16 protein-coding genes and 1 other annotated feature are annotated in these 18,713 nt (G+C 40.8%); of the genes, 5 read left to right on the top strand and 11 right to left on the bottom strand.

What is annotated here, in order from left to right; genetic code table 11:
* Window positions 1–161: 161 nt before the first annotated feature.
* The 7 genes from A5N88_RS22065 to A5N88_RS22035 form a co-directional block, all read right to left on the bottom strand.
* Window positions 162–476: a rhodanese-like domain-containing protein gene (locus tag A5N88_RS22065; protein ID WP_066270010.1), complete on the bottom strand. Its 315-nt coding sequence runs from the start codon at window positions 474–476 to the stop codon at window positions 162–164.
* Between the two features lie 92 nt (window positions 477–568).
* Window positions 569–1,204 carry a class D sortase, LPxTATN-specific gene (gene srtD, locus A5N88_RS22060; protein WP_232317612.1) on the bottom strand — a complete coding sequence of 212 codons (636 nt, stop codon included), beginning with the start codon at window positions 1,202–1,204 and terminating at the stop codon, window positions 569–571.
* Window positions 1,183–2,334 (bottom strand): processed acidic surface protein, encoded by a 1,152-nt coding sequence (locus A5N88_RS22055; protein ID WP_066270005.1) that lies wholly within the window; start codon window positions 2,332–2,334, stop codon window positions 1,183–1,185. The genes srtD and A5N88_RS22055 overlap by 22 nt, the downstream gene beginning before the upstream one ends.
* A 580-nt stretch (window positions 2,335–2,914) precedes the next feature.
* The gene (gene leuS / locus A5N88_RS22050) at window positions 2,915–5,329 is read right to left on the bottom strand and encodes a leucine--tRNA ligase (protein ID WP_066270004.1); all 2,415 of its coding nucleotides are present in this window, start codon (window positions 5,327–5,329) and stop codon (window positions 2,915–2,917) included.
* An 84-nt stretch (window positions 5,330–5,413) separates the two neighbouring features.
* Window positions 5,414–5,634, bottom strand: a binding site (T-box leader).
* A gap of 60 nt (window positions 5,635–5,694) precedes the next feature.
* Entirely contained in the window at window positions 5,695–6,885 is a 1,191-nt protein-coding gene (locus A5N88_RS22045) for an MDR family MFS transporter (protein ID WP_066270002.1), read from the bottom strand.
* Window positions 6,886–7,997: 1,112 nt separating this feature from the next.
* Window positions 7,998–8,168 (bottom strand): glycogen biosynthesis protein GlgD, encoded by a 171-nt coding sequence (locus A5N88_RS22040; RefSeq protein ID WP_066269999.1) that lies wholly within the window; start codon window positions 8,166–8,168, stop codon window positions 7,998–8,000.
* A gap of 14 nt (window positions 8,169–8,182) precedes the next feature.
* Window positions 8,183–8,461, bottom strand: a complete 279-nt coding sequence (locus A5N88_RS22035; protein ID WP_066269997.1) for a YtzC family protein — start codon at window positions 8,459–8,461, stop codon at window positions 8,183–8,185.
* Window positions 8,462–8,698: 237 nt separating this feature from the next.
* Here A5N88_RS22035 and mnmL point away from each other — a divergent pair, with 237 nt between their 5' ends.
* The 3 genes from mnmL (at window position 8,699) to A5N88_RS22020 (ending at window position 11,442) form a co-directional block, all read left to right on the top strand.
* Complete coding sequence (mnmL, locus tag A5N88_RS22030) at window positions 8,699–9,664, top strand: tRNA modification radical SAM protein MnmL/YtqA (RefSeq protein ID WP_066269995.1); 966 nt, start codon at window positions 8,699–8,701, stop codon at window positions 9,662–9,664.
* The gene (gene mnmM, locus A5N88_RS22025) at window positions 9,661–10,230 is read left to right on the top strand and encodes a tRNA 5-(aminomethyl)-2-thiouridylate-methyltransferase MnmM (RefSeq protein WP_066269994.1); all 570 of its coding nucleotides are present in this window, start codon (window positions 9,661–9,663) and stop codon (window positions 10,228–10,230) included. Before mnmL ends, mnmM begins: the two co-directional genes overlap by 4 nt.
* A 330-nt stretch (window positions 10,231–10,560) precedes the next feature.
* Window positions 10,561–11,442, top strand: a complete 882-nt coding sequence (locus A5N88_RS22020) for a YitT family protein (protein WP_066269993.1) — start codon at window positions 10,561–10,563, stop codon at window positions 11,440–11,442.
* 20 nt (window positions 11,443–11,462) lie between these two features.
* On the opposite strand, the gene A5N88_RS22015 is transcribed toward A5N88_RS22020, so the two are convergent.
* The 3 genes from A5N88_RS22015 to A5N88_RS22005 are packed head-to-tail and all read right to left on the bottom strand — an operon-like array spanning window position 11,463 to window position 14,409.
* The gene (locus A5N88_RS22015; protein WP_066269992.1) at window positions 11,463–12,470 is read right to left on the bottom strand and encodes an LLM class flavin-dependent oxidoreductase; all 1,008 of its coding nucleotides are present in this window, start codon (window positions 12,468–12,470) and stop codon (window positions 11,463–11,465) included.
* A gap of 16 nt (window positions 12,471–12,486) precedes the next feature.
* Window positions 12,487–13,590 (bottom strand): tetraprenyl-beta-curcumene synthase, encoded by a 1,104-nt coding sequence (tbcS, locus tag A5N88_RS22010; RefSeq protein WP_066269990.1) that lies wholly within the window; start codon window positions 13,588–13,590, stop codon window positions 12,487–12,489.
* A gap of 12 nt (window positions 13,591–13,602) precedes the next feature.
* Window positions 13,603–14,409, bottom strand: coding sequence for an alpha/beta hydrolase (locus A5N88_RS22005; RefSeq protein ID WP_066269985.1), 807 nt, complete (start codon window positions 14,407–14,409; stop codon window positions 13,603–13,605).
* A gap of 370 nt (window positions 14,410–14,779) precedes the next feature.
* Between A5N88_RS22005 and A5N88_RS22000 the strand changes: the two genes are divergently transcribed.
* Window positions 14,780–15,292, top strand: coding sequence for a gamma carbonic anhydrase (locus A5N88_RS22000; RefSeq protein WP_066269983.1), 513 nt, complete (start codon window positions 14,780–14,782; stop codon window positions 15,290–15,292).
* A gap of 111 nt (window positions 15,293–15,403) precedes the next feature.
* The gene (locus tag A5N88_RS21995; RefSeq protein WP_066269981.1) at window positions 15,404–16,192 is read left to right on the top strand and encodes a C39 family peptidase; all 789 of its coding nucleotides are present in this window, start codon (window positions 15,404–15,406) and stop codon (window positions 16,190–16,192) included.
* 223 nt (window positions 16,193–16,415) lie between these two features.
* Here A5N88_RS21995 and asnB read toward each other — a convergent pair whose 3' ends face one another.
* On the bottom strand, window positions 16,416–18,320 hold the full coding sequence (gene asnB / locus A5N88_RS21990; RefSeq protein ID WP_066269979.1) for an asparagine synthase (glutamine-hydrolyzing): 1,905 nt from the start codon (window positions 18,318–18,320) through the stop codon (window positions 16,416–16,418).
* Window positions 18,321–18,713: the final 393 nt, after the last annotated feature.

The raw sequence follows: 18,713 nt of genomic DNA, 5'->3' as shown, positions 1-18,713 counted from the left end.
GTATGTTGTCTGTCTTCGTGGCATTTTTTTATAAGCTATTCAAAAGTTTTAATGCTGAACCTGGATTTTTAATCATTTTTTGTGTCAAATAGCCACAAAGATTACGAAAATAGCCTATCAAAAAAACCAGCAGGATTATCCCGCTGGCACTCTAATCATGTTTATTTCTTTGGCTTTGTTTCCCCTGTCCATTCCAGCATGCCGCCAGTCATATTTGTTACCTTAAATCCCTGACTGCTCATATACTCACAAACACGGCCGCTTCTGCCGCTGGAACGGCAGATGAAAATGTATTCCTCATCTTTATTGAATTGGTCAAGGGAAGCAGGGATTTCACCCATAGGAATGTGCTTAGCTTCAGGAATCATTCCTTCCGCTACTTCATCCTCTTCTCGAACGTCAATAAGGTTCAGCTTTTCCCCTTTAGCCAATTTGTTCTTTAATTCTTCAGTAGATATTACTTGAAAAGTTAACATGTATAGTTCATCCTCTCTTATCTCGCACTTTCGCTATTATACAAAAGCTAAGAGAAAAAACCAAGAATGTAAATCGATATGAAGTTACTTCCTTAAGCCTGTGTCAGCTTTTCATGAATCAGATTGGCTACCAATATATAACGCTTCGGTGCATCTCCGATATAATAAAATGGGTAGCAGGTTGTCACAGTAAGCGTGGCTCTCGGCTTCGGAACAATAACAGTCCGGTCATCCGCATCCACAATTCTGACTTTATATACTTTATAGGTAAACACACCGGCAGAGGTTTGGACAATTAATAGATCATTTATCCCCACTTCACCCAGTTTTCTGAAAACTGTATCACGGTGCCCGGACAGCACAGTGTTGTCCTTCTCACCAGGAAGGACACTTCTTGCAAAATGGCCGACTCCCTTAGCCAATTCGTCTTCATTGGCCCCCTCATATATCGATAGAGCCGCTCCCAGCTTAGGTATTTTAAGAGTGCCAATGACTGAACCCATTGCAGGAGCACTTGCATAAAGAGGAATTGACTGTTTCTTTTGTTTTGTTGCGTTTGGCTTTAGAGATGATGCCGGCTTAATGGCTATTTTTGGTACTTTATTCCCAGCCATGAAAGGCTGTATATTTTTGATAATGAGGGCAATACCTGCAGCCAGAAGAATGATACTGACGATTAAAATCAGCAGGCGTCCAGCTTTTTGGGTCATGCCTTCATCACTTTCCATTTTCTAAACAGCAATAACCCAAGTATCAATAGCACACTTCCCAAAAGGATATGATCCGCATAATGGCCTGCAGTGTTTGGCAATTTTCCTCCTGAGATCGTGCGGGCAACAGGCTTCCGGGTACTAGGCTGTTTTATTACCTTTTTCTCTGTTTTTACAATTTTATTAGCAGTAGTCTTAATGATTTCTGAACCAAACATATCTTTTGTAAGGACAATATCCGCCAAAAACTGATGGTTCGTATCATAAATTTCTATTAATAAATCGCGACCATTGGTAGATTTCATATTAATTAATTGCTGCTCGGTCACAGGGGTTTTTTCACCCTTTTTAACCAGATAGTATTTAACATCAAGCTGCAATAATGAAAGAAGCTCATTGTAGCTTTCCACTAAATTGTTTATTTGGGAAGGAGTCAAGTCTGATTTACTATTAAAATCCTTCATAGAACTCAAACGGTCCCCAATATCAGTTATTTTCTGATCAAAGCTTGGGTCCTTGACATTCAATGTCATAAAGTGGCCAATCAGCTTTTCAATTTCCTGATTGGTAAGACCGAATTGCGAGAACAATCCACTGAAATCCAGGCCTTGGGTATAGGATTTAATGGCATCGTCCAGGTCTTCTATATACTTATAGTTATCCAGCGAATCTCCATTTTCCTTTAATAAAACTTCCAATTCATCTTTTGTCATACCATATTGATTCAACAGATTTTGTAAATTTTTATCATCAATGGGTGTGCCGCTATAAAAAGACACCGTTTGATCAAGGGTATTGATGAATTTAAATTTATCACGGAGATTTTCATTTTTTTGAAGTTCATCGTTTTCTATTAAAAATGACTTTAGGTCGTCTTCGGATTTAAAATGATAATTCTTGAGCAGCTGAGCAAGATTTTCATCTGTTATGGGATCACCCAATTGTGTCTTGATCTCATCAACTGTATCAAAAGAATCTAATTCCTCATTAAAATAATACTCAAGATAGGAATTCAGCTGGGTTTTTGTCCATCCATTTTGTGCTAAGAAAGCATTCAAATCCTTATCTGGCGGTGCTGCATAACTAAGGCTTGGAAACAGGGACAAGCATAGTACAGCAGGTAAGATTAGTGCTAGAATTTTTTTCAATGTTTTTTCCCCCAATTTTTTATACTCTATAAAAATATACTGTAAAAAATAATATTTTGAAAGACTGGATATCTTATGAATGCAGCTATGTTTTATCCATTTATTCCATTTAATACCTATTTTACAAATCGCTTCTTATGGTCTAGTTTCTGCACTTTTCTCAATAGAACTTTTCACCTTGTTGAAGAAGATTTAGAAATTAAATTCGTTTTTTAATATTCTTTCACAAGCATCCATTAGCAAAAAAGACCGTTTTCCTATTCAATTCTTTATTCACATATATTAAATAGTGCCTGAATGTAATTTCTTCACGGTTTATTGCATAGCATATCTACCTCAAAAGGGGCATTCGGGTAAAAACAGTGTGTAATCGGCTAAAAACTTCCATTAATCGGGCAAAACCTGAACGTAATCGGGTAAAAATCCAACTTAATCGGCGGAAACAGGTACAAATACCCACTATGCGTCACTTCACCGCAATAAAGGGGTCAGACCCCTGCTTTACTTTAAAGCACTAAAGCACATCATAAAAAAACAGCCTCAAAGAGTGCACTCTTTGAGGCTGTTTTCAATCGCTTATTTAATTGGCTACTATGTTAACAAGCTTGCCAGGGACGGCAATAACTTTGCGAACCGTTTTGCCTTCGATCAGCCCTTGAATCGTTTCATCCTTAAGGGCGATTCCTTCAAGCTCTTCACGGCTTGCATCTTTTGCTACAAGCATTTTTGTTTTTACTTTTCCATTTACCTGAACAACAATTTCCACTTCATTGTCGACAAGCTTAGACTCATCGTATGTTGGCCATGTTCCATAGGCAATGGTTCCTGAGTGTCCTAATTTCTCCCATAGCTCCTCTGCCAGATGCGGAGCGATAGGGGAAAGCATTTTAACAAAGCCTTCTGCAAAGGATTTAGATACAAATTCAGCTTTGTAGGCTTCATTAATGAAGACCATCAGCTGTGAGATTGCCGTATTAAAATGCAACGCATCCATATCCTCTGATACCTTCTTGACAGTCTGATGATACACTTTTTCAAGTGCTTCCTCATGGCCGTCAGCCACTTTACTTGAAAGCTCTCCGCCTTCGTTTACAAGCAAACGCCAGATACGGTCAAGGAATCGTCTTGCTCCATCAAGGCCATTAGTCGACCAGGCAACAGAGGCATCTAGCGGACCCATAAACATTTCGTAAAGTCTAAGTGTATCGGCTCCGTGGCTTGCGACAATCTGGTCAGGATTTACTACATTGCCTTTCGACTTACTCATTTTTTCGTTATTTTCACCAAGAATCATTCCTTGATTAAACAGCCTTTGGAATGGTTCCTTCGTTTGGACAACGCCTATATCATAAAGGAACTTATGCCAAAAACGAGCATACATTAAGTGAAGGACAGCATGTTCAGCACCGCCGATGTAAAGATCGACAGGAAGCCATTCTTCCAGTTTTTCTTTGCTAGCCAGCTCTTCGCTGTTATGCGGGTCAATATAGCGCAGGTAATACCAGCAGCTGCCCGCCCATTGAGGCATTGTGTTGGTCTCGCGGCGGCCTTTTTTCCCTGTAACAGGATCCGTTACATTCACCCATTCCTCAATGTTCGCAAGCGGTGATTCACCAGTGCCTGAAGGTTTAATTTCATTTGTTTTTGGAAGCACAAGCGGCAGCTCTTCTTCCGGAACCGTCGTCATTGAACCATCCTCCCAGTGAATAATCGGAATAGGCTCACCCCAATAGCGCTGGCGGGCAAACAGCCAATCGCGAAGGCGGTAGGTTACTTTCTTTGTGCCGATTCCTTTTTCTTCAAGCCAAGCAATTGCTTTTCCAATGGCTTCTTCTTTATGAAGGCCATCAAGGAAATCAGAATGAACATGAGGGCCGTCTCCAGTGTAAGCCTCTTTTTCAATATTTCCGCCAGCTACAACTTCTTTAATAGGAAGCTCAAACTTACGGGCAAATTCATAGTCGCGTTCATCATGAGCCGGTACAGCCATAATCGCTCCAGTACCATAACTCATTAGAACGTAGTCCGCAATCCAGATTGGCATTTTTTCGCCATTGATTGGATTGATGGCATAGGCACCTGTAAAGACTCCCGTTTTATCCTTGGCAAGATCTGTTCTTTCCAAATCGCTTTTCGTCTTAACCTTGTCAAGATACTGGTCAACCGCACTTCTTTGCTCTAAAGAAGTAATGTCATTGATGAGCGGATGCTCAGGAGCCAGCACTGCATAAGTAGCTCCGAACAGTGTATCCGGGCGTGTGGTGAAAACGGTGAAAGTGTGATCTGTGCCATCAATGGTAAACGTAACCTCAGCACCTTCAGAGCGGCCAATCCAGTTACGCTGCATATCCTTAAGGCTTTCCGGCCAATCCAGCTCATCCAGATCTTCAAGAAGACGGTCAGCATAAGCTGTAATTTTCAGCATCCATTGCTTCATTGGACGGCGTTCGACTGGATGGCCTCCCCGTTCGCTTTTCCCGTCAATGACTTCTTCGTTGGCCAGAACTGTCCCAAGTGCAGGGCACCAGTTGACTGCTACTTCATCAATATACGCAAGACCTTTTTCGTAAAGCTTGATAAAAATCCATTGTGTCCATTTATAATAGTCCGGATCCGTTGTATTGACTTCGCGATCCCAGTCATAAGAGAAACCAAGAGATTTAATTTGACGCTTAAAGGTTGTGATATTTTGCTTCGTAAAATCAGCTGGATCATTTCCTGTGTCTATCGCATATTGCTCTGCAGGAAGCCCAAATGCGTCCCAGCCCATTGGATGAAGAACGTTGTAGCCCTGCATTCTTTTCATCCTGGAAACAATATCAGTCGCCGTATAGCCCTCTGGATGCCCTACATGCAACCCGGCACCGGATGGATAAGGAAACATATCCATTGCATAGTATTTTGGTTTACTGCTACTGTCTTCTGTTTTAAATGTTTTGTGTTCTTCCCAATACTTTTGCCATTTCTTTTCTACTTCAATGTGGCGAAAACTCATGAAATGACCTCCTTTATCTGATTTAACCCGTGTATGTCTTAAGGGATGAGTTTCTGTAAGAACAGCAAAAAACCCCTCATCCCAAAAAGGGACGAGAGGCTTATATCTCCCGCGGTACCACCCAAATTAGTGCACACACACTCACTTCATTCATCCTTAACGCGGTTAACGGCAAACATTACTAAGAATCCCTTTCACATTTGCAACTCAAAGGCGAGTTCATGATGTTATCTGATTGGCTTGCACCAGCCGCCAACTCTCTGATTTCAGTAACCATCACTACTACTCCTTCTCAACGTTTCCTATCCTATTTTTAATTGTATTCACTATTTTATCCAAAAATAAACATGTTTTCAAGCCTATTTTCACATAGTCACTTCAGTAGGCTGCTTATGCTTCGCCTTAAGGGCTTTATTATATACTGATGCTAGGATGACTGCAATGACAAACAAACCAATCAGGGTGGCAAACAATACATTCATCCCAAAGGAGTCAGCCAGAATGCCTCCTAACAAAGGACCAATCATACGACCGCCAGTTGCCGTGCTGTTTACAATCCCCTGGTAAAAGCCTTCCTTGCCTTTTGGTGCCAGAGTGTTAGCCACAGCTGGAACCGACGGCCAAACAAACATTTCACCCAATGTTAAAATAACCATGGAACACAAAAATCCCTTGAAGTCATTGGCTACACTTGCCACGCCGAAAGAAACCATAAAGATAAAAATCCCGACCAAAATTTGGCCTTTAAGATTCGAGCCGAATTTTTTAATAATTGGATTGATTAACGGCTGTCCAAGGACAATAATGGCACCATTTATCGTCCATAATAGGCTGTATTGTTTCAACGATATATGAAGGTCCTGCGTATACGTTGCCAATGTGGATTGCCACTGTACGTAACAGATCCAGCACACCAAATAAGAAGAACATAAAATCATTAATGCTCTAAGCTCCGGTTTATTTGATGGCATCAACGGCTCTTCTACTAATACCGAGTGCCTGATGGTTTCCTTTGTTATATGTTTATATCCAAAAAAGGCAATGAAAAAGAACAATACATACATGATAAGATTTGCAGCAAAAATATAATTAAAAGAATACGAAGCAACAAGGCCACCTAATGCAGATCCGACTGCAACCCCGGCATTCTGTGCGATATACATGGCATTAAAGGCTTTTCGCCCTCCTTCTTTCCACGCAGACCCTGCCATTGCAAACATAGGCGGAACCACAATCCCTGCTCCCAATCCGATAAAAGTAAGAAAAACAATATAGGCCGGCCAGCCATGCCACAGTGTTAAGCCCGCTATCGCAAGGGTCGTAATGACAATTCCCGAAATAACTGCCCGGTATCCTCCCCACTTATCATATAAGCTGCCCCCTAAAAGACTTCCTACAACACTCGCTGCAGAATTAAGCATTAAAACAATCCCAGCTACTGACAATGATTTCCCTAGATGTTCGTGGATGTATATGGTGTTTAAAGGCCATAAAAAAGAAGAGCCTGTAACATTAACCATCATCCCAATCACCAGCATCCAAACGGTTCTTGGCATGAAAACGCTCCTTTTCAACTTACTTATTTTTATAAGGCATCTTTCGTAAACTTTGCTGCTATTAGACACACAAAAATGATTAAAAAGTAAAATTTATGAATTGCTTACGAAAAGATTCTGCGAAGACCGATAACATACGGAATGATCCTTGAACGTAAAGCAATAATCTATGCGAAAATAACCTTTTGTTAACACAAAACGACCAAACAGGAACAAAAAACATAAACGAAGCAGCAAGTGTTGAAAAAAATCTTCACTATATATACCAAAGAAATTTTATTCCATTTATGTATCCTCTAGCAAGAGAAAAACAACATAAAAATAAAAACAATGTTTTCAGTTAATTAAAGGCTCAGAACCCTGGTAAATCTGAGTTTTCAGATGGGTTTTAGTATTTTTCTCGATAAGCAAAAGTGAACTTTCCCTTTCTAAAATACCTTTCCAATCTCAAAAAAAGGCTGTCCCAAAAGGTTCAAGGATATCAGAAGACTTTGGGTACAGCATATTTTTCCCTGCTGGTTGATTTCCACTTCAGGCACTCGCTTTCCGCTGGCGGTAGCGATGCCTCCTCGTCGCAAGCTCCTGCGGGGTCTCTACTTACACGCTTATCCTTCAGGAGTCTCGTGCCTTGGGCTCCAATCAACCTTGATTGAAAACGAACATTAGGTATTACTCATATATGTTATCGCTATTTGTCATACCTGTTCAGTTCCATTAATCAATATAAGTGTAAGATTAACATAGCTACTTAGCGGCCGCTCTAATATGTTCTTTCTTCCATATCAATTTTAAACTCGTATAAAGTGATTTTCAGGGTAGCTTAGTTTAAAACTAAATAAAAAGTCTCCCTGCCTTTTCCTTTTTTATTATGGCTGTTTTCGCATAAATTGTTGCTTTACGTATAAAGGATTATTCCGTATGCTGTCTGTCTTCGTGGCATCTTTTCGTAAGTTAATAAAAGTTTTAATACTGAACCTGGGTTTATACTCCTATTTTGAGCCAAATAGCAACACAGTTTACGAAAAGAGCCTTTATTATTCAGCAGTAAAAAAGGATGACTCCATTTACCGGCATTGTCCGGCTTTTTGAGTCACCCTCTTTTTATCCAACAGTTAGTCGGGATTTTCAATATGCTGTTTCGATTTTATTGGCTGGCTTTTACCCGCATTTTTCTTTTTTAGCTCTTTTACAGGATCATAATCCCGTCCGAGCTCAATATCTTGATTATTAACCCCATTTTTTGTTTTTTGCTCGGGGTTATTTTGCTTCGATCTTTTTTTCATATAAACCCTCCTACTTAATACAAAGGACGATCGTGGTCTAAAAGGATCATTTCATTTTGAAGCTGCTGAAGCTGCAGGCGCATCCGGTGCAGCTGATCCCGCTGTTGAGCGTTTGAGCTGAATGCAAGCTTGCATATTTCATTGTATGAATCCTCTAACCCTTGAAGGGCATCTGTATACTCAACATTGTGATAATGCTCCTGCTGGCTTCCCGCCTTATATTGTTCCTGGGCACAGCGGATTACATCTTCACAGCGCTGAATACAATCCTGAATTGATTGACGTGTAGCCATGGATTCCACTCCTTAACCTGCAATCGAAGCCTATCGCTTCCTTTATAGTTTGAGCTTTTACTGATTTGTTATGGGTGGTAAAGTAAGGTATCGCAAATGAGGTTGTCCTGAAAATCAGGTTCATGATACAATTTGTTGATGACGATTATGAAGTGATTTTGCGTATGGTGCTGTCCAGCCGCTTGCGAAAATTTCAAGTTGTTTAATGCATTTTTAAACCAGTAAGGAGGTTTTCCTTTGACTAAAATTGAAAACCCTTTTTCATATGCCAGTGATGATAAACGGTACTACACATGGAATTACCATCTGCGACAGCATTTTGGCCATAAAGTGTTTAAAGTAGCTTTGGATGGCGGTTTTGATTGCCCCAACCGTGACGGCACTGCGGCCTATGGGGGCTGTACCTTTTGCAGTGCTGCGGGCTCAGGCGACTTTGCGGGCAGCCGTGCAGATGATTTAGAAACACAGTTTCACACCATTAAAAACAAAATGCATGAGAAATGGAAAGACGGAAAATATATGGCATATTTTCAGGCTTACACCAATACCCATGCACCTGTTGAGGTATTACGTGAAAAATATGAAAAAGTTCTGAAGCAGGATGATGTTGTCGGTTTATCCATTGCGACAAGACCTGACTGCCTTCCTGATAATGTAGTGGAGTATTTAGCTGAATTAAATGAAAGAACCTACCTATGGGTAGAATTAGGTCTACAAACCGTTCATGAGAGGACTTCTTTGCTGATTAACAGAGCACACGACTATCAATGCTATATAGAGGGCGTAAACAAGCTTCGAAAACATGGCATTAGGGTTTGCTCCCATATTATAAATGGACTTCCTCTCGAAAACAGGGAGATGATGATGGAGACGGCACATGAGGTTGCAAAGCTTGATGTTCAGGGAATCAAGATCCATCTGCTCCATCTGCTAAAAGGAACTCCCATGGTCAAGCAATATGAAAAAGGAATGCTCGAATTTCTAACGTTTGATGAGTATGTATCCCTTGTATGCGATCAATTAGAAATTCTTCCTAAAGAAATGGTCATTCACAGAATTACCGGGGATGGCCCTATTGACCTGATGGTCGGGCCGATGTGGAGCGTTAACAAATGGGCGGTTTTAAATGCGATTGATCAGGAATTAAAAAAACGCAATAGCTGGCAAGGGAAATATTATATACAAAAAGAGGCCATCAAATGAAGCTGCAGCGAATTATCCCCTTTGCTCATCAGCTGCTGCAAAGCGCGCTAACAACTGGAGATATTGCCGTTGATTGCACAGCAGGTAATGGGCACGATACGTTATTTTTGGCAAAGCTGGTCGAAGAACGCGGCCATGTCTTTGGCTTTGATATTCAACGAGAGGCTATACTTCAAACCGAAAAACGGCTAAAAGAAGAGAACATAGCCAATGCTACTCTTTTTAATCAGGGGCATGAAACGATTCAAAAAGCCATTCCTGAAACGGCCAAAGGAAAAGTGAAAGGCGCCATTTTTAATTTAGGTTACCTTCCTGGCGGAGACAAGCATATCGTCACTCATGCCAGCTCGACAATGGAGGCCATTGAACAGCTGCTAGATTTCATGCCTTCCGAAGGGCTTATTGTAGTAGTCATTTATCATGGCCATCCTGAAGGACAAGAGGAAAAGAATGCCTTGATGGATTATCTAAGCCAATTAGATCAAAAAAAGGCACATGTCCTTCTATACCAATTTATTAACCAGGCCAATGATCCTCCATTCATTATTGCTATTGAAAAAAGATAATGGAGATGAAGTACAAAAACCTTAACATTCATTACGTTAGGGTTTTTTGCTTCTTGTTATAATATGTTTCGACTAATCCACTCTCATTCATGCTCTGTCTAAAATTCCCCGCCATAATGGATTTGGAAGCCATCCTGCCACTTTGCGTACGCAAAGGCTTCCCTTTCTTTTTATTACCCTTTTCCTTAACTCAACATATCAGCAGTAACCTAAATAAAATAACAAAATGATCATTCTGCTAAACGTTCGCCTTAATCTTCACGAATGTTTTTGGCATTTACGGCACATAGTATCTTTATGGAAACGATCTATTCTAATGGAGAAATTATCATGCCCAATAAGGAGCAGCAGCGAAAGCTTCCAAAGAAAAACATATTCTACCGTGCCTTTTTCTTAACTTTAGGAGCGGTATTGACTGCAGTAGGACTGGAAATTTTTTTGGTGCCCAACCACATTATCGACGGCGGAATCACAGGTATCTCCATCATTTTATCCCATCTTTTTCATTCAAAGCTGGGGATTTTCATTTTTCTTCTTAATACACCCTTTTTCCTGCTTGGTTACAAACAGCTTGGAAAAACGTTTATGATTTCCATGCTATACGGAATCATCGTGCTATCCATTGCTACCAGTCTTTTGACACCTGTCTCCAAATTGACTCATGACGTTTTTCTCGCAGCCATCTTTGGTGGAATTATCGTTGGAATCGGAGTGGGCATGGTTATACGGTACGGGGGAGCGCTGGATGGGACAGAGGTGCTGGCCATTCTTATCAGCAGAAAAGGCACTTTATCAGTCGGACAAATAATCCTCTTTTTTAATATCTTTATTTTTGCAAGCGCCGGGTTTGTATTTGGGTGGGACCATGCCATGTATTCCCTGATTGCCTATTTTATTGCCTTTAAGATGATTGATATTGTGGTAGAGGGACTGGAACAGTCGAGAAGTGTCTGGATTATCAGTGATCTTTACGAAGAGATTGGAGAAACCTTATTGATCAGACTTAAAAGAGGAGTTACCTATCTAAATGGAGAAGGCGGCTTTAAAGGCAATGAAAAAAAGGTCATTTTTTGTGTGATTACACGGATTGAAGAAAGCGAACTTAAAACCATTATTGAGGAAATAGATCCCAATGCCTTCCTTGCAATCGGTGATATTGCAGAGGTAAAGGGAGGCCGCTTTCATCACCAAACAGGCCCTTACACTTCATAAGGGCCTGTTTGGTGTTTCATCTAGTGTATTCCTGCTGCTTTCGCGATTAATTCATAGGATGTTAATTTTTCATTAAAATCATAAAGGATGGAGGCCAGCATGATTTCATCCGTTTCATACTTTTCGGCAATCTCCACAAGCTTTGCTAAAACGGTCTTAGGAGAGCCAATGACCATGCGCTTCCTGTTTTCCTGTACTCTTTCCAGTTCATACGGGCTGTATGAATAAGAAGCAGCTTCTTCTGGACTTGGAATGCCTTTTGATTCCATTCCCTGTTCCATCATAATCATGGATAAATCCATACTCGCTGCCAATCGTTCTGCTTCTTGGTCAGTTTCAGCACAAATAGCAAATACCGTCACCATATTTAGGGGCTTTTTTAAATAAAGCGATGGTTTAAACTGATTGCGGTAAAAACGTGTATACTGCTCTCCCCCTTCTCCGTTAATAAACAAAGCAAAGGTATAAGGAAGCCCTTTTTCTGCAGCAAGCATTGCACTCGAAGGGCTTGATCCAAGTATCCAGACCTCGGGTGCAGATTGGACGACCGGAGCCGCCTTTAGCCCATACAATGGATGATCTTCTTTTAAAGAATCATGAAGGTACTCCAGCAGCTCATCAATCTGCTGTGGATAACGGTCAACACCTCTATCTCTCCCTCCATTCAAGGCGATGGTGGCACGCGGCATGCCTCCTGGCGCTCTTCCCAGCCCTAAGTCAATTCGATTAGGTGTAAGGCCTTCAAGTACTCTGAAGTTCTCAGCAACTTTAAAGGCACTGTAATGAGGAAGCATCACACCTCCTGAGCCTACACGAATCCGTTCCGTTTTAGCTGCTAAATGTGCAATCAGTACTTCCGGGGAAGTTCCAGCCAATGTAAACGAATCATGGTGTTCAGATACCCAGAAACGAGAATATCCAAGTCTCTCTGTATGCTTTGCTAAACGGACTGTATTCGCAAGTGCCTCTTCAGGACTCATCCCTACTGAGATGGAGGATTGATCCAATACACTTAATTTTAATTTCAATGACCTCGCTTCTTTCCTATATGGATTTTGGTACAAATACCTTTTTTAGCCCTGAGGGGACAGCGTTTTGAATTTTGCGGTAAAACCTTCCGTTCCAATAGAAAAAATAGCTGATGGAGCCCCCGCTTTTCATCATTCTTTTTGAAAGCCTTCTGACATCTCTTTGTTTATTGACTTTATCATCCGACAGGTACACCCCTAATAACCCTCTATTAATGAGCTTATGGAATTTTTGATCAGGAAGCTGTTCTGTATGGCGGTCAGCCTCCGCTAAAAAATGGTTCAGGCGATCCATTAGCTCTTCATTGCTTTTGTAGTAAAAGCAAAAATTTAAATCGCCGCCTTCTTTATCCTCATCCTGATCGATAAAGTAATCTAGTAAAATATGTAACCCCTGAATATAGGGAAAATAGCCATTGCGGATAATGGCTGCGTATCCTTCTTTGAAATCCTGGCGAAGGGCGTAGGAAACCAGGCAAAAAATCCCTAAAGTAGAACCTGAGCACGCCGAAAATTCATGCCATCCCATCTCGGGCAATGTATGTTTATACTGGTTAAACCACGAGACGAGCCTATCTACTCTTTCTTCCTCTTTTACGTGCTTATGTATTTGAAGATTACAGTAATAATCACAAAGCTCCAGCAAATAGGGTCTAATATGCTGATAATGATTCATTTCCGCCAAAACCAGCTGGCATGTGCGGACTAATTCATGGAGATAGCCCCCGTCATCCTGATCTTTTCGAAGCGCATAATAATTTTTCAATTCAGCTTCCACAGTAAGGCAGTCCATCATAGAATCATGCAAAAGGGCAAAATCCTTGGGATCAAGGGATGTACTGCGGTCGCATAAATTATCCAGATAGTCACTAATCGTCTGATACGCGACGATAAAGGCTACTGCCTGTGGCTTTCTATCCAAGGCTAAAAGACCGAGGATAGATCCTCCTTCACAATGAAAGGTTTTATGTTCGATACTTGAAAGTGCTTGCCTTCGGAGCTCCTCATTTGGAATTGCTTCTGCTTTTTCTTTCCATTTCGAAAGCTCATGATGAACATTTGGCATAACCTTGCGATATACCTGGTTCATCAAAGAAATTGGGTGTGAAGGGATTGCCATGAAAAGGTCACCTCATTCAATAATATATCCTTTGGAGCGTAAACGATTTTCAACAAAGCTCTTTGCATATTGAAATATTTCTTCACGTTCAGGCTCATTAAAAAGCTCATGGTAGCATAAAGGCCACTCTTTGTAATGCTTTTCTGACAGAGAGAGCTGATTAAACCATTCTCCAACTGCAGTTTTATTGACAATTTTATCATCTCCTCCCTGTAAAACCAAAAGAGGAAAATCGGGAATTTTTGACATATTCTCATACGATTGCTTGATGCCCCTTAATAATTCACGATACCATCTAACAGATACTTTTGTCACAAATAAAGAATCATTTACAGCGGATTCGCGTATTTCTTCATTTCTCGTGGCAATATCGATGGTTAAGGGGCTCGAAAAACGGCTTTTCGGCAAAAGTTTATTTAACCCTATTGAGAGAAGGTTCAGCACAGTGGATGGATATTTTACCAAACCAAGGCAGGGGGCAGACAGGATAACTCCTTCTAATTTTAATGGCTGTTCCTGCAGGGCCCTTATAACTGCAAGCCCTCCCATGCTATGCCCCAATAAAAACACAGGAAGTTCAAACTGGTACGCGGTTTGCACCCAGTCCTTTACTTCGTAGATATATTCGTCAAAGGAATCAATATGTCCTCTATGTGACCTGGATGTAATTCCCTGTCCAGGCAAATCACCCATGATGACATGATAGCCTTCCGATCTCCACATTTCAATTAGCCAGCTATATCTCCGGTGATGCTCCATCGCACCATGGACCATGACGATAACTGCCTTTGCCTCTCCATCCGTTACCCACTTCCACATTTGCTTCCCCCCCCTTTTCCTGCCCAAATCTTTCTTTTCATTATTCTACCCATAAACAAGTAAAAATTCGAACTAAAGATAACAGCGATCAATTTATTTCAGCCATTGCCCTTCTTCTTTGGATTTGCATTTTACCCCAAAGCGTTTAGTTTTTACTTTTTTTGCACCCTCTTTTTAATCTCATCGCACGTTTAACTGCTGACCCCAGTTATTTTTATTCATATTTTTATGACAAATAGCAACAAAGTTTACCAAAAGAGCCTTACAATAAGATGGAAAAGGTTTTTCCTTTGATAAGGTCTGCTCATTGGTAAGCAAGGCTAAAACTCTTTCATGTTCATTTGTTTACTCAGAAAGGATGTTGAAAAAGATGATTTATCCTTATAAGGGAAAGCTCCCTTCTATTGCAGAAACTGCCTTCATTGCCGATTACACGACGATAACAGGTGATGTTACCATTGGAGAAGAATCCAGCGTATGGTTCAACACCGTCATCCGCGGTGATGTAGCACCCGTTATCATTGGACAGAAGGTAAATATTCAAGACAATTCCGTCCTTCATCAGAGTCCAAATAACCCGCTGATTCTTGAAGATGAAGCCACCATCGGCCATCAAGTCATTCTGCATAGCTGCATAATCAGAAAAAAGGCACTTATCGGCATGGGGTCCATCATTTTAGATAATGCCGAAATTGGTGAAGGAGCATTCATTGGGGCGGGGAGCCTGGTTCCACAAGGTAAAATCATCCCTCCAAATACCCTTGCCTTTGGACAGCCGGCAAAGGTAATCAGAAAACTGAATGAAGAAGATATACGGGATATGCAGCGTATCACAAGAGAATACGCCGAAAAAGCACAGTATTATAAATCTCTCCAAAAATAAAGGGAGTATTTCCTTATTTTTTAAAGTATTTTAGCAAAAAATCACAAATTATGCCGATGTAATATGTATAATGCATATATTGCATTTAACATTTATACATGGGTGAGGTAAATGAAAGGTCGAAACTCTAAAATTCCCGCAATTTATCTAATAATTATTTTATCCACCGGCATTCTATTGTTCGGTTTTCAAAATGGTTCCATTAAGCCTTTCAGCACGCCTGCTGCTAAGTATACGCAGCCTAACATAAAAGGCAAGGTGCTGCTGAACGTCCCTGTCTACTCACAATTCCCAGAGCTTCCGCGCGGCTGTGAAGTCACAAGCCTCTCAATGCTCCTTCAATCAGCAGGAGTATCGGCTCAAAAACTGACGCTTGCCCATCAACTAAAGAAAACGGCAGAAACAATAAAAACAAAAGACGGAAAAACCGTGTATGGAAATCCCAATCTAGGGTTTGTCGGGAATATGTTTACCCTTTCCCAGCCCGGTTACGCCGTTTATGCTAAGCCTGTTTTCGATTTGGGAGAAAAGTATTTGCCCGGGAGGATGGTGAATTTAACTGGGGCAAGCTTTGATCGTGTAAAGCTTGCCTTATCTGAAAACAAGCCTGTTTGGACGATTGTAAATACAGAATACCGCCGGCTTCCCGAAAGCTACTTCCAGAAATGGACTACCCAAGCAGGACCTGTCAGGGTCACCAAAAAAGAACATGCCGTTGTCATTACCGGTTACGATGCTAATTACGTTTACTTTAATGATCCTCTGACTGGCAAAAAAAATAAAAAAGCACCCTACGCCGATTTCGTAGCAGGATGGAAACAGATGGGCAGCCAGGCACTTACGTACAGCGATAAAAAAATGATCGCAAAAAATCCGCTGGCCGATTGGCGCTGGAGCTAGACAAAGAAATGCCCAAGCGCCTTGTTCATCGGTGTACGGATTCCGTAGTCTTCGACTGAGATAAAGGATACACAGCGAGGAATGAGCTGATGTTGACTTATCGCAGGGAGAAGACGCAGAAATCCGCTAGCCGATTGGCGCTGGAGCTGGAGCTGGACAAAGACTACACTAATAAAATCAGAAAAAGGATTCCAGGCAAATGCCTGGAATCCTTTTTGTTTTCTTAAACAGTCGCCTGTTCTTTGTTGACCTCATACTGTTTTTGGAAATCATATTTGCCTTCTAAATAAATGGAATGCCAAATCATGAAGATCAGGACTGTCCAGATTTTACGGCTGTAGTCCATTTTACCCTGACAATGGTCTTCCAGCAGCTGAAGTACATATTTTTTATTTAAAATATGATCGGTTTGGCTATCGCGGATAATTTGCTTTGCCCAATCATTCATTTCGTCCTTTAGCCAATGGCGGATCGGCACAGGGAACCCTAACTTTTTACGATTTAAAACATGATCAGGAACAATTCCTTCAGCCGCTTTACGAAGAATATATTTCGTTGTATTATTAGCTGTTTTTAAGCTTGTTGGAATTTTTGAAGCCACCTTGAAAACTTCTTTATCCAAGAACGGTACACGAAGCTCAAGCGAATTTGCCATCGTTGTTTTATCGGCTTTCAACAGGATATCGCCGCGCATCCACGTATGGATATCAATATACTGCATGCGGTCAACAGGATCGTATCCGATTGTTTCCTTATACAAAGGATTTGTAATATCCGTATAATCGAGCCTGTTATTATATTTTACAAGCAGCTGCTTCTTTTCTGCTTCTGTAAACATTTTGGCATTACCAATATAACGCTTTTCCATTGGCGTTACACCGCGCTCAATGAAGCTCTTCCCTTTTGCACCTTCAGGCATGACTTTTGCAAGAGCGGAAAGAAGGGATTTTCCAACACCCGGAATTTTATTGAATACTTCCAGTGATTGAGGTTCACGGTAGATGTTATAGCCTCCGAATAATTCGTCTGCCCCTTCGCCTGATAATACAGCTTTAACATGCTTCCTGGCTTCGCGCGCTACAAAATAAAGCGGCACCAGTGCAGGGTCAGCAAGAGGGTCATCCAAATGCCAGACAATCCGCGGCAGCTCGTTCATATATTCTTCAGGAGTGATAACATAATTAATATTTTCCACTCCAAGCTTTTCAGCTGTTTCTTTCGCTACATCAATTTCACTGAATCCATTGCGTTCAAATCCCACGGAGAAAGTTTTAATGCTTGGGTTGAACTGCTTAGCAATAGACGCAATAATAGACGAATCGATTCCGCCTGAAAGGAAAGAGCCTACAGGAACGTCTGGATCGCTGATCATATGAGAATTTACAGAATCAAAGAGAACATCTCTTATTTCTTTAACAAATTCATCCTCTGATTTTTGTACCGGCTTAAAGGAAGCCTTCCAGAACCGCTCAATCTTCATTGGCTTTCCAAGCTTCTTAATGAAGTAGTGTCCAGGCTCAAGCTTTTGAATGCCGTCTGTCATTGTATATGGCTCAGGCACAAATTGATAGGTCATGTAATACTGAACAGCATCGTAGTTAAGCACATCATTTTTCATGGCTAGCAATATACTTTTCTTTTCAGAACCAAAGAAAGTCCGGTTTTCTTCTTCACGGTAGAAGAATGGCTTTATGCCAAAATGATCACGGGCTCCATACAAGGATTGTTCCTGTTTGTCCCAAATAACAAAGGCGAACATACCGCGTAATCTTTCAACTGTTTTTTCTTTGATTTTGCTGTATAGTGCAACAATAACTTCAGTATCGGAAGAAGTTTCAAACTTCAAGCCGGCATCCATCAGTTCTTTTCTTATTTCTGCATAGTTGTAAATCTCTCCATTGAAGACAATCCAGTAACGTTCATTTTCATAAGTCAACGGCTGATGGCCCGCTTCCAGGTCAATAAAGCTCAGTCTGCGAAAACCGAACTGGATATGTTCATCCTCATAGAACCCTTCATCATCAGGTCCGCGGTGCGTAATAATATTATTCATATTTTTAAACAACTGCTGATCGTTGTTTGTCCGTTCAAATGCTTTGTCATGTATGCATCCAATAAATCCACACATATGTAGGTCACCTGCTTTAATTAAGGATAGTTTAATGGTACGGCCTTTCAATACTCTCATTATAAGTATTTTAAACGCCGTTTATAAATTTTGTGAAATTCAGAACGATGTCCGCTCCCTAAGTAAACATTTCGAAAAGAAAATAAGATACCTGGGGGTCTTAAAAAGGATTGTGACAAAAAACACAAACCATGTAAAGAGATTTTTTTATAAAAGTTGTCATAAAAAAATGCACTTTATAATACTACCACTTTTCATCCAGATTTGCAGTAGACATTTACCCGTATTTCCTTCTTGTTTAGAAAACAGTCGCTTGTTTTGAGCGAAAAGATTAAACGGGGCGTATGGGACATAGGAAGTTTGATTTGGCTGCCATGGTGCGATAGGTCTAAT

It is taken from the genome of Heyndrickxia acidicola (genome assembly GCF_001636425.1).
Lineage (GTDB): Bacteria > Bacillota > Bacilli > Bacillales > Bacillaceae_C > Bacillus_AE > Bacillus_AE acidicola.
This window is presented reverse-complemented; position numbering and strand designations above follow the sequence as displayed.